Origin of the sequence: Streptacidiphilus pinicola (assembly GCF_003258295.1) — a bacterium.
Lineage (GTDB): Bacteria > Actinomycetota > Actinomycetes > Streptomycetales > Streptomycetaceae > Streptacidiphilus > Streptacidiphilus pinicola.
Genome location: NZ_QKYN01000002.1, coordinates 1 through 11,320 on the forward strand (window position 1 = coordinate 1; position 11,320 = coordinate 11,320).

Sequence of the window (11,320 nt, forward strand, 5' to 3'; positions counted from 1 at the left end):
TCCTCCTGGTCTGGCCAAAGCCCGCCCCGGGCGTGACGGCCCTGCCGCCGCCACCTCCCCCGCCCCGCTGAGGCCGTGGCACAGCCGTGAAGCCCGGGGCCTACGGCCATCCCGGCGGCTGCACCACGCGTTGGCCGTTCAGGCCCGCGCGGATGCCACGCGGGGAGGCTCCGAGCTCGCGACGGCAGGCCTTGTTGAACGCCTGGAGGTCGGGGATGCCGACCGACGCCGCGATCGCGGGGATGGACAGGGTGGTGGCCCGCAGGAAGTGGCGGGCCCGCTCCATCCGTCGAGCCCGGAGGTAGCCGACGACCGACTCGCCGGTGGCAGCGCGGAAGAGCCTGGTCAGGTGGTTGTGTGAGACGCCCGCTGCCTTCGCGATCTCCGCCACGCTCAGCGGCTCGGCCAACCTCGCCTCGATCATCGCCAGGGCGGCGGCAACCGCCGGATGGGTCGCGGGGACACCGGCCGTGCGAGGCGGGGTCAGGTGCGCCACCCGCCACAGCGCGGCCCAGACCTCGGCCGTCGCCCGCGCCGCCGCGTGCGGCCAGGACGCCAGCGCACCGTGCAACTGCGCGGCGAGCGGCACGAGTTCGGTTCCGGCATCCTGGATCACCGGGATGCTCAGCGGTGAGCCGGTTGCGCCGAGGCGCAGGTGCACGTAGAGATGCTCGGACCGGCCCCGGTAGCGGTAGCGCACCGTGGTCCCGGGCGGAATGAGGCTGACCCGGCCGGGCCGGATGGCATGCGCGGTGTCGCCCACCGTCAGGTCGGCGTCGTAGCCGTAGAGATGCAGCTGCCACAGGTTCGGCAGCAGGAACACTTCCGCACGGCTGGCGCAGCCGTGCACACCGATGCCGACAGCGGCCACGGCGGGAGGCTCGTCGAGATGGGCGCGGGCCGTGTCCATGCCCGAGTTCTATCACGGCCCCCGACGCTCCGACGGGTGGTGAAAACTGACCAGTGGACGGCGAACCGGGCCCACCCGGAGAGCGGGCTCGCGGCTCTAGCGTCTTTCGTCATGGACAACCAACGGATGCTGCTCAACTCGGTCCGGATGGCCCGCTTCGTGGCCCATGGATCTCTGCGGCTGGACGCGGTCGTGCCCGCGGACATGAACGCCGAGGCGATGGGGGTGCTGGCGCGGGGGGTGCCGCCGGTCCCCTACGGGACGCCCCTGCCGAAGGCCTACGCCCCGGACTCCTTCCCCGCCCGGCTGCTGGCGGTCCCGCAGGTCGAAGGCGCGCTGCGCAGCCTGGTCGGCCCCGAGCCACTCGTGGACCACCACGCCGTGCACGTCCGCGAACCCCATGGCGGAGAGGCGCAGGCGCTGCACGCGGACGCCATCATCGACGTCCGGCCGGACGCCTTCGACGTGCAACTCATGTACTACCCGCAGCCGGTGACGCTCGAGATGGGCGGCACCCTCAGCGTCCCCGGCAGCCACCTGCGCCGGATCAACGAATCGGACACCGGCCGCTACCAGAACCTCCGCGGCCAGAACCGGCTGGTCTGCCCGGCCGGGACGGTGGTGTTCGTGCACCACGGGCTCTGGCACGGCGGTCGCCGCAACGACAGCGACACGACCCGCTACATGTTCAAGATCCGCTTCAATCCGACGGTCCGCCAACGACTCCTGTGGGACACCTCGGACCTGCACGACCCGCGCGTGGCCTCCGAGCTGGACGCCGAATTCCCCTGGTACGAACAGGCCACCGGGCGCCTCGAGCGCTACAACCGCACCCTGCTGTGGCGGGAGATGACCGGCGATCCCCACTTCGACCTCGACCACTGGGTGACCAGGGTCTCCAACCGCCCCCAGGAGGCAACGGCATGACGACCGACTCACCGACACCCACGCCGACCACCCCTGCGTCCGTGCTCCGCCAGCAGGTGCTCGTGCTGTACCTGCTCAACTCCGCGCTGGACTCGGACGTGGTCGGATGGTCACGGTACGACGGCACCGGCCGTACCTCGCCGACCACGGGAGACGGCGCGGAGCCGCCCTACCCGACCGGCCTCGGCGCCCTCAAGGACGGCTGGCGGCTGATCCAGGCCGCCCCACTCGTCCCGCCCTATCCGGGCCACGAGTACGACGTCTCCTTCCTCAAGCACGAGTTCTTCTTCGAACGGATCGAGAAGCTCCACGCTCCCCTGTGACCCGCTCCTGCAAGCGGCCGATCAGTATGGGATGACGCAGCCACAGGACCCGCCACCCACGTGGCGGGTCCCGTGACGTGACGTGGCCTCAGTCGGTCAGGAGGCCGTGCACGTGAGCGTCGGCACGGCGTTGCCGCCGCTGTAGGTCGCCCCGAAGCCGAAGCTGGTGTTGCCTCCGGCCGCGATCGCGCCGTCGTAGGACTGGTTGGTCGCCGTCACGCTCGCGCCGCTCTGGGTGTCGGTGGCGTTCCACATGTTGGAGACCGTCTGGTTGCCGCCGAAGGTCCAGCTGACCTTCCAGCCGGTGGTCGCGGCGGTCCCGGTGTTGGTGACCGTGACGTTGGCGTTGAAGCCGCTGCCCCAGTCGCTGCTGACCGTGTACGTCGCCGTGCAGCCGCTGCTCCCGCCTCCGCCGCCGGAGGCGGAGGTGGTCGCGGTGACGGCGCTGGAGGCCGCCGAGACGTTGCCCGCCGCGTCCTGGGCGGTGACGGTGTAGCTGTAGCTGGTGGAGGCGGTCAGGCCGGTGTCGGTGTACGTGGTACCGCTCGTCACCGTCGCGACCTTGGTGCTGCCCCGGTAGACGTTGTAGGCGGTGACGCCCACGTTGTCGGTGGAGGCGGTCCAGGAGAGCGAGACGCTGGTGGCGGTGGTCCCGGTGACGGTCAGGCCGGTCGGGACGCTCGGCGGGGTGGTGTCGCCGCCGCCGGTCGAGGCGCCGAGCGTCGGGTAGGCGTTGGTCACCAGCTGCTGGAACTGCGCGGCGAACCACTGCCCCGCCGGGATGTCGTAGCCGGGGATGGCGTCGGTCGGGTAGGTGCCGCCGTTGCCGTCGGTCTGCGTGCCGTTCGGGTCGCAGTGCGGGTCGCCGTGAGTGTGGGTGGCGGTCGGGTAGTCACCGTCGGACTCGCCCGGCGGCTTGACCCAGATGAACGCGATGATCGGGTCGCTGCTGCCGTACGGCTGGGCCTGCGGCCGCGCGCCGATCCCGGCGCCGTTGACGTTGCACCAGTCGCCGCGGAACGGCCGCTGGTCGACCTTGTTGGCGGCCACGTACGCGTCGACCGTGGTCGGCGTGGAGTTGAGCGCGGTCGGCCGGGCCGAGCCGCCCCAGCCGTTGCGCGAGGTGTCGACGATCATGCCGATGCTGCTGGGGAAGCCCTGGGCGACCAGCGCGGCATGCATGTCCTCGTCGTAGTGGTGCTCGTCGAACTCCGGGTTGTACTGGTAGAACTTGGCCGAGTCGAGCGGGTTGCCGCCCACCTGGAGCGTGGAGTTGGGAAGGAACGGCTCGTCCAGCGGGGTGGTGTTGGCGGTGTCGCTGACGAAGCCGTCGACGCTCGCGGCGCCGGCCGTGGTGGCCTTGGCGACCTTGGCGAACTCCTGCGCGGCCGGGTTCATGTTGCTGGACCAGCCGAGCCAGCCGGAGTGGCCGATGTCCAGGTAGTCGTAGACGTTCGGGATCGCGTGCAGTTTGTTGAGGGCGTACTCGACGCCCGTCTCGTAGTAGGGCGTGGCCGTCTGGCAGGCGGGCTTGCTCTGGTTGGTGACGGCGTTCGGCAGCGAGTCCGGCTCGATGACCGCGGCAATGCGGATGTTGCTGTACTTGCTGTTGCCCAGGATCGCGGTGATCGGGTCGATGTACTGCGACTCGTACTCGGTCAGCCCGGCGGCGGTGGCCGGGATCTCGCCGTTGGAGGCGAGCGCGGCGCAGTCGCGCCCCGGCAGGTCGTAGATGACGACCTCGAAGAGGTTGTCCCCGGCGGCCACGGCGTCGTCCAGCTGGGCCTGCAGGCCGAGGTGGGTACTGTCGCCGGCGATGGCGCCGATGTGGTCCATCCAGATCGCGGTCTGGTAGCCGGCGACCTTGCTCTCGGCGGTGCCCAAGGTGCCGCCGTCGGCGGTGGCCTGGGCCCCGACCTCGCTCACGTAGTCGGGGTTGAGGTAGGGCGTGGCGCCGACGAACGGGTTGGCCACATGGGTGACGGCCGCGTGGGCGGCGGGCGCGGTGGCCAGCGGCACGACGAGCCAGGCCATGCCGAGCGTCGCGGCCACGGCCGCGATCCGACGGCGTCTGCGCAGGGGTGGATGCGCCACGGTGGATGCCTTTCTGTGCTGGGAGCGGTTCCAGCTGCGGGAGTCGGTGAGGTGCAGGCCCGTGCTCGCCGAGCCAGGAAGTGGGCAGGGACAACGATTGGGAGCGCTCCCAATCGTTGACAGCGACTGATACCCCGTCAAGAGTCTTGTCGGTGTTCAGGAAATTTCCATGGCGAGTGGCGCACAGGGCTGCCACCGTGGCCTCCGCTCCGCTACGGTGACGGCCGGGCAGCGAGGGAGCACTCCGGAACCCGTCGTCAAGGAGTGTGCCTTCCATGCGCCCCCGTGCCCGATTCGCGGCCGTCGCCGCCGCGCTGGGCGGCTTCGCCGCCGCCGTCGTCCCGCTCACCGCGACCGCCGCCACCTCCGCGACTCCCGCTGCGGCGTGCAGCGTGAGTTACTCCGTCAGCAACGACTGGGGCAGCGGCTTCACCGCCGCCGTCACCATCACCGACACCGGCAGCGCGCCGCTGACCTCGTGGTCCCTCGGCTACGACTACACCGGCAACCAGACGCTGCAGTCCGGCTGGAACGGCACCTGGAGCCAGTCCGGCAGCGCCGTGACCGTCACCGCCCCCAGCTGGGCCGGGACGATCGCCGCCGGCGGCTCGTACACCACGGACGCCAACTTCGGTTACTCGGGCACGAACACCGCGCCGGCGGTGTTCACCGTCAACGGCATCGCCTGCGGCGGCAGCGGCTCGCCCTCGCCGAGCGCCAGTGCTTCGGCGAGCCCGAGCGCCTCGGCGAGCCCGACCACGAGCCCGAGTCCCAGCCCCAGCACGGCCGGTCCCGCGCCGGCGCTGCATGTCGCCGGCAACCACCTGGCCGACCCGAACGGACGGGTCGTCACCCTGCACGGCGTGGACCGCTCCGGCCCCGAGTTTGCCTGTATCCAGGGCACGGGCATCTTCGACGGCCCCGTCGACCAGGCCTCCGTCACCGCGATGACCTCCTGGAAGATCAACGCCGTCCGGGTGCCGCTCAACGAGGACTGCTGGCTCGGCACCAACGGGGTCGCCTCCGCCTACGCGGGCGCCAACTACATCGCCGCCATCAAGTCCTACGTGGCACTGCTGGAGCAGAACGGTCTGGACGTCATTCTGGACCTGCACTGGACGGACGGCGTCTACACCGGCAACTCCTCCGGCTGTTCCGGCGCGACGGCGGTGTGCCAGAAGCCGATGCCGGACGCCGCGGGGGCGGTTCCGTTCTGGACCTCCGTGGCCCAGACCTTCAAGGGCGACGACGCCGTGGTCTTCGACCTGTTCAACGAGCCCTACCCCGAGCGCGCCACGGGCAGTGAGAGCAGCGGCTGGAACTGCTGGCTCAACGGCGGCACCTGCCCCGGCATCGGTTACAGCGTCGCCGGGATGCAGGCGATGGACAACGCGGTGCGCGGCACCGGCGCGACCAACGTGGTGATGGCGGGCGGCCTCGCCTACGCCAACGACCTCACGCAGTGGCTGTCCTACGAGCCCTACGACCCGACCGGGAACATCGTCGCCTCCTGGCACTCGTACAACTTCAACACCTGCAGCACCAGCTCCTGCTGGAGTTCGCAGATCGCGCCGGTGGCGGCCAAGGTGCCGCTGGTCACCGGTGAGCTGGGCGAGAACGACTGCGCCCACGGCTACCTGGACTCGCTGCTGCCCTACCTGGACAGCATCGGCGTCTCCTACCTCGCCTGGACCTGGAACACCTGGCCCTGCGGCAGCGGTCCGGCGCTGATCAGCTCCTACGACGGCACGCCGACCGGGTTCGGCGCCGGCTACAAGGCCCACCTGGCGGCCCTGGGCTGAGCCGCCACCGGTGGCAGGCGCTCGAAGGGCGGCGCGCGGACGCCCTTCGAGCGCCGTCGAACGCGCCGGCCCGATTGCACTCTTCCGAGTGGTTCGACCGAGGGCATGACACGACAACCCCCGTTCGGCATAGGGTTGTTCAGCATCCTAGAGGAACCGACAGGGCGTCATGTCAAATACGTCGAAAGCATATTGATCTGGCACATGCCGCGCATTCCGTGACTATGCTGCGGGGCAAGCCGAGTCGGAGTCAGCCCGATCGGTGACTCCACCGGATCACGGACGCGTGCCCCGGTGTCGACGGGGGGATCGCTGGCACCCAAGCCCTGTCCACCCGCGTTCCGATCCCAAGGACCCCCATGGTTCGTGCTGGTTCCTCGCCCGGCGATGCACGCTCATTCACCGCCCCCGCGCAGCGCCCCTGGCTGCTGCCCACCGCGAGCGTGGCGCTCGCCTCACTGTGCGCCCTGGTCTTCGTGCCGAGCGACGGGAGGTGGGCGATCGCCGGCTGCGGGCTCGTGGCGACGGTGATGGTCGCCGCCCTCTCGGCCGAAGTGGTCAAACGCGGACGGGCCCTGGCCGAGCTGCGACGCGAGCGGGTGGCGGACGAGGAGTTCCTCCGCCGCCGACTGGGCACACAGGAAGCCCAACTGCTGTATCTCGCAGAGGAGTTGCTTCCCCAGGGCGTCGTCCGGATCCAACGCGGCGACTTCGTCGACGACATCGTCAAGGACTCGGTCGCGCCCGAGGGCACGGTCACGCCGGAGTTCCAGGCTGCGTCGCAGGCGGCCCTGCGCGCCGTGCTGGAGGCGGTCGACGCCGAGGAGGCCCTGCGCGAGTCGGCGCAGCGGGCCTTCGTCAACATCGCGCGCCGGGTTCAGGCCATCGTGCACCGGCAGGCGCAGGACCTGCGGGCGATGGAGGACCGTCACGGGGAGGAACCCGGGGTCTTCGACGACCTGCTGCGGCTGGACCACGGCAACGCGCTGGTGGGCCGGCTCGCGGACTCCATCGCCGTGCTCGGCGGTGCCCGGCCGGGACGTCAGTGGGGCCGTTCGGTGCCGCTGTACAGCGTGCTGCGCGGGGCGATGTCGCGGATCATGGACTACCAGCGGGTCGAGCTCCACCCGGTGTCCGAGGTGGCCGTGATCGGCCCGGCGGTCGAGCCGCTGATCCACGCGCTGGCCGAGCTGCTCGACAACGCGACGCGCTACTCGCCGCCGCACACCCGGGTCCACCTGACGGCGGCCGAGGTGCAGAGCGGCATCGCCGTGGAGATCGAGGACGGCGGGCTGAGCCTCAGCGAGGAGGGCCGGGCGCGCGCCGAGCGGATGCTCCGCGAGGCGCAGGCCGGCATCGACCTGAACGACCTCGGCGAGACACCGCGCCTGGGTCTGGCGGTCGTCGGCCGGCTCGCCCAGACCAACGGGTTCCAGGTGTCGCTGCGCCCGTCCGCCTACGGCGGCGTGCGGGCCGTGCTGATCGTCCCTCAGGACCTGCTCACCAGCACTCCGAGCACCGGCGTGGCGCACGGCATCGGCGCGGTCTCCGGTCCGCGGCGGGCCGGGGACGACGGCTCGCAGCGGGGCCGGCACCGGTCGCTCCCGTCGGAGCGGGCGGGCTCCCTCGCCCCGGTTGCCTCGGCTCCCGCTCCCCGCGCCGCGGACACCACCCGCGGCGCGGACCTCGCGGCCGTCGCGGACATGCCCGATCTGTCCGACGAGGGGGGACTGCTGGGCGGCGTCAAGGGTCTGCCGCAGCGCCGCAGGCGCGCGCTGCGGACCGATCTCGCCGATCGGCGGACCCCCACGACGGGGGCCGTTGACCGGCAGGTCACCGCCACGGACCCGGCCGAAGAGGGCGCCGACGCGGGCCCGTCGGCGCCCGGCCGGGAGCAGGCGGGCGTCCAGCCCGGCCTGTGGCTGGCCGCCTTCCAGGGCGCCGTCAGCGACCCTTCGGCGAAGGCACCGGGCGGCGCCCGGGGTGCGGGGCAGGGCGCGGGCTCCGCACGGGAGCCCGGCGTCCACGAAGGCGGCGGTGAGGACCACGCAGGCGCACGCGAGCGAGGAAGCGACTGATGATTTCCCAGCGATCGAACATGGACTGGTTGCTCCGCGACCTCGCCGAGAGCGTCCCGCAGACCCGCCAGGTGGTGGTGCTCTCCTCCGACGGGCTGCGGATGGCCCAGCACGGCACGGACACCGACACCGCCGACCGGCTCGCGGCCGCCTGCGCCGGACTGCAGAGCCTGGCGCGCGCCGTCGCGGACGAGCTCCCGCAGGGCGACGGGCGGATGAGGATGGTGGTCATCGAGATGGCCGGCGGCTTCTTCTACCTGATGGCCGCCGGTCCGCGCGCCTACCTCGCGGTGCTCGCGGAGGAGGGTGTGGACGCCGGTCTGATGGGCCAGCGGATGCGCGACCTGGTCGCCCGCATCGGAGAGCATCTGACGACCCCTGCGCGCGCCGACGGGCCGACTGGATGAGTGACCAGCACGGTGGTCCGGCCGGCCCCGACCCGTGGGGCGAGGAGACGCCGGAACGGCTCTACGTGATCACCGGCGGCCGGCCGGCGTCGACCAAACGCAGCGCGATCGACCTCGTGTCGCTCGTCGTCGCCCAGGTCGGGCCGGACCCGATGACCCCGCCGGAACAGGCGGCGATCCTGCGCCTGTGCCGCTCCCCCCTGTCGGTCGCGGAGGTCTCGGCCTACCTGCGCCTGCCGGTGAGCGTCGTCAACGTCCTGCTCGCGGACCTGCTCGACCGCGGCAGCGTCCAGGTGCGCGGACCGGTTCCGATCGCCGTCCTACCCGACCGTGAATTGCTCGAGGCAGTGATCAATGGACTACAGAGGCTCTGAGCACAGGGACTTCGAGCACGAGGGTGCTCCCGGGCCTGCGGGGCCCGGCCAGAACGACCTGCTGCCGGACACGGCCACGGCGGCCGTGAAGGTGGTCGTCGTCGGCGGCTTCGGCGTCGGCAAGACCACGTTCGTCGGGGCGGTCAGCGAGATCCGGCCGCTGACCACCGAGGAGACCATGACGCAGGCCGGCGCCGGCGTCGACGACCCCGGCGGTGTGCGCACCAAGACCGAGACCACCGTGGCCATGGACTTCGGCCGGATCAGCATCGACGACCAGCTGGTGCTGTACCTGTTCGGCACGCCGGGCCAGGAACGGTTCTGGTTCCTGTGGGGCGGCCTGTTCGAGGGTGCGCTGGGCGCGGTGGTCCTGGTCGACACCCGGCGCCTGGAGGTCAGCTTCGACGTGCTCGGGCGGCTGGAGGAGCGCGGCGTGCCGTTCGTGGTCGCCGTCAACGCCTTCCCCGAATCGCCCAGCTACGACGTCGAGGACCTGCGCACCGCGCTGGACCTGCCCCCGGCCGTCCCGATCGTCACCTGCGACGCGCGCGCCCGCGAATCCGGCCGCGACGTGCTGCTCGCACTCATGCACTACCTCCAATCGCTCACGACCGCCCTGGAGCTGACGTGACTCTCCCCCCTGCCGACCCGGCCGGTCAGACCGGCCCCTCCGCCGGGCCCGCGCCGTCCGGCGGCTGCCCCTTCGCCGGGTACTCGCCCGACAGCATGCGCCGCCTGTTCGGCCCCGAGGCCGAGGCCGACCCGATGGGCCTGTACGAGAAGCTGCGCGCCGAGCACGGCACCGTCGCCCCGGTGCTGGTCGCCGACGGGCTGCCCGCGTGGCTGGTGCTGGGCCACCGCGAGAACCTGGACGTGGCCCGGACGCCGTCGCGCTTCTCGCGCGACTCGCGGCGCTGGCACGCCTTCCAGGACGGCCTGCTCGGCCCCGAGCACCCGCTGACGCCGATCGCCGCCTGGCAGCCGCTGTGCAACTTCGCGGACGGCGCGGAGCACAAGCGGCTGCGCTCCGCCGTCACCGAGAGCCTGGCCCGGTTCGACCGCCGCGGCATCCGCCGGCACGTCACCCGTTTCGCCGACCGGCTGATCGACGAGTTCGGCGACGGCGGCACGGCTGAGCTGATCCACGAGTTCGCCGAGCCGCTGCCGATGCTGGTGCTCACCCAACTGCTGGGAATGCCGGACGAGTTCGGTCCGCGCATCGTGACCGCCGCGCGGGACATGATCCAGGGCACCGAGACGGCGGTGGCCAGCTACCAGTACATCGCGGGCGCGCTGGAGCAGTTGATCGCGCGCAAGCGGGAGAGTCCGGGCGCGGACTTCGCCTCGTGGCTGATCGCCCACCCCGCCGGCCTCGACGACGACGAGTTGGTGCAGCATCTGCGCCTGGTGCTCATCGCGGCGTTCGAGACCACGGCCAACCTGATCGCCAACACCCTGCGCCTGACGCTGACCGACGAGCGTTTCCGCGCGAGCCTGGCCGGCGGCCAGATGACGCTGCCCGACGCGCTGGAGCAGGTGCTGTGGGACGAACCCCCGTTCACCACGATCCTGGGCCGCTGGGCCACCGGCCCGACCGAGCTGGGCGGGCAGCAGATCGCCGAGGGCGACATGCTCCTGCTCGGCCTGGCGGCGGGCAACATGGACCCGGCGGTGCGCCCCGACGCCGCCCGCCCGGTCCTCGGCAACCGCTCGCACCTGGCGTTCGGCGGCGGCCCGCACGAGTGCCCGGGCCAGGACATGGCCCGCGCCATCGCGGAGACCGGGATCGACACCCTCATGTCCCGCCTGCCGGACCTCCGCCTCGCCGTCCCCGAGGAGGAGCTGCGCTGGCGCTCCTCACTGATGTCCCGGCATCTGCTGGCACTCCCGGTCGAGTTCTCGGCCACCGCGGCGGCCCGCGCCCGCGCGGGCAGCCACGTGCCCGGCTGGGTCGCCGGCCTGGACCCGGACGCGCCCCCCGCGACCGACGCGGGCACGGGTTCCGCACCGCGGGCGACCACGTCCGTGGGCTCCGGCGATGCCCAGGTCTACACCCCGCCCCAGCCCAACGGCCGCCCGGCCCGCCGCCCAGGCCGCCTGCGAGCCTTCCTGATCCGGCTGCTCAGCCGGTAGGCGTCAGTCAGCGGTCCGCCACCGGCCCCGGTCCCGTCCACCGGGGGCGGGCGGGACCGGGGCGGGGCGGAGTCGGTGTCAGGCGAGTTGGGACCACCACCAGGCCGCCGCCGCGATCGGGGGCGGCGCGGGGGGGGGGTCGCTGGGGGTGTCGGTCCAGCGGATGTCCCAACTCGCGCCCGGCACCGGGACCGGGTTCCGGTTGCGGGGGCTGGCGTAGCGCGGGGCCTCGGTCATCCAGGCCATGCTGCCCACGCCGTAGGGGGCCAGCG

General features: G+C 72.2%; 10 protein-coding genes and 1 pseudogene. 8 read left to right on the forward strand and 3 right to left on the reverse strand.

Going from position 1 to position 11,320, the window contains the following annotated elements; translation table 11 throughout:
• Positions 1-100: 100 nt before the first annotated feature.
• Positions 101-910 carry a helix-turn-helix domain-containing protein gene (locus DN069_RS00200; RefSeq protein WP_111498616.1) on the reverse strand — a complete coding sequence of 270 codons (810 nt, stop codon included), beginning with the start codon at positions 908-910 and terminating at the stop codon, positions 101-103.
• Between the two features lie 111 nt (positions 911-1,021).
• Here DN069_RS00200 and DN069_RS00205 point away from each other — a divergent pair, with 111 nt between their 5' ends.
• Positions 1,022-1,837 carry a phytanoyl-CoA dioxygenase family protein gene (locus DN069_RS00205; protein WP_207892002.1) on the forward strand — a complete coding sequence of 272 codons (816 nt, stop codon included), beginning with the start codon at positions 1,022-1,024 and terminating at the stop codon, positions 1,835-1,837.
• Positions 1,834-2,160, forward strand: coding sequence for a hypothetical protein (locus DN069_RS00210; protein ID WP_111498617.1), 327 nt, complete (start codon positions 1,834-1,836; stop codon positions 2,158-2,160). The genes DN069_RS00205 and DN069_RS00210 overlap by 4 nt, the downstream gene beginning before the upstream one ends.
• A 96-nt stretch (positions 2,161-2,256) precedes the next feature.
• Here DN069_RS00210 and DN069_RS42260 read toward each other — a convergent pair whose 3' ends face one another.
• Positions 2,257-4,254 carry a glycoside hydrolase family 6 protein gene (locus tag DN069_RS42260; protein ID WP_279387859.1) on the reverse strand — a complete coding sequence of 666 codons (1,998 nt, stop codon included), beginning with the start codon at positions 4,252-4,254 and terminating at the stop codon, positions 2,257-2,259.
• A 275-nt stretch (positions 4,255-4,529) separates the two neighbouring features.
• On the opposite strand from DN069_RS42260, the gene DN069_RS00220 reads away from it, so the two are divergent.
• The 6 genes from DN069_RS00220 to DN069_RS00245 all read left to right on the forward strand — a co-directional run bounded on the left by DN069_RS00220 (position 4,530) and on the right by DN069_RS00245 (position 11,048).
• Complete coding sequence (locus DN069_RS00220) at positions 4,530-6,056, forward strand: cellulase family glycosylhydrolase (RefSeq protein WP_111498618.1); 1,527 nt, start codon at positions 4,530-4,532, stop codon at positions 6,054-6,056.
• 359 nt (positions 6,057-6,415) lie between these two features.
• A complete protein-coding gene (locus DN069_RS00225) occupies positions 6,416-8,134 on the forward strand; it encodes an ATP-binding protein (protein ID WP_243638801.1) in 1,719 nt (572 codons plus the stop codon).
• Positions 8,134-8,541, forward strand: coding sequence for a roadblock/LC7 domain-containing protein (locus DN069_RS00230; protein ID WP_111498619.1), 408 nt, complete (start codon positions 8,134-8,136; stop codon positions 8,539-8,541). The genes DN069_RS00225 and DN069_RS00230 overlap by 1 nt, the downstream gene beginning before the upstream one ends.
• Positions 8,538-8,915, forward strand: coding sequence for a DUF742 domain-containing protein (locus DN069_RS00235; RefSeq protein WP_111498620.1), 378 nt, complete (start codon positions 8,538-8,540; stop codon positions 8,913-8,915). The genes DN069_RS00230 and DN069_RS00235 overlap by 4 nt, the downstream gene beginning before the upstream one ends.
• Positions 8,896-9,546 (forward strand): GTP-binding protein, encoded by a 651-nt coding sequence (locus DN069_RS00240; protein ID WP_111498621.1) that lies wholly within the window; start codon positions 8,896-8,898, stop codon positions 9,544-9,546. Before DN069_RS00235 ends, DN069_RS00240 begins: the two co-directional genes overlap by 20 nt.
• Positions 9,543-11,048, forward strand: coding sequence for a cytochrome P450 (locus DN069_RS00245; RefSeq protein ID WP_207892003.1), 1,506 nt, complete (start codon positions 9,543-9,545; stop codon positions 11,046-11,048). The genes DN069_RS00240 and DN069_RS00245 overlap by 4 nt, the downstream gene beginning before the upstream one ends.
• Positions 11,049-11,126: 78 nt before the next feature.
• Here DN069_RS00245 and DN069_RS00250 read toward each other — a convergent pair.
• Positions 11,127-11,320, reverse strand: a pseudogene (locus DN069_RS00250) (terpene synthase family protein); the annotation flags it as partial.

Bases quoted from the DNA above. Each gene is read 5' to 3' on its own strand.
- DN069_RS00200 (WP_111498616.1), bottom strand. From the start codon at position 910: ATGGACACGGCCCGCGCCCATCTCGACGAGCCTCCCGCCGTGGCCGCT.
- DN069_RS00205 (WP_207892002.1), top strand. From the start codon at position 1,022: ATGGACAACCAACGGATGCTGCTCAACTCGGTCCGGATGGCCCGCTTC.
- DN069_RS00210 (WP_111498617.1), top strand. From the start codon at position 1,834: ATGACGACCGACTCACCGACACCCACGCCGACCACCCCTGCGTCCGTG.
- DN069_RS00220 (WP_111498618.1), top strand. From the start codon at position 4,530: ATGCGCCCCCGTGCCCGATTCGCGGCCGTCGCCGCCGCGCTGGGCGGC.
- DN069_RS00225 (WP_243638801.1), top strand. From the start codon at position 6,416: ATGGTTCGTGCTGGTTCCTCGCCCGGCGATGCACGCTCATTCACCGCC.
- DN069_RS00230 (WP_111498619.1), top strand. From the start codon at position 8,134: ATGATTTCCCAGCGATCGAACATGGACTGGTTGCTCCGCGACCTCGCC.
- DN069_RS00235 (WP_111498620.1), top strand. From the start codon at position 8,538: ATGAGTGACCAGCACGGTGGTCCGGCCGGCCCCGACCCGTGGGGCGAG.
- DN069_RS00240 (WP_111498621.1), top strand. From the start codon at position 8,896: ATGGACTACAGAGGCTCTGAGCACAGGGACTTCGAGCACGAGGGTGCT.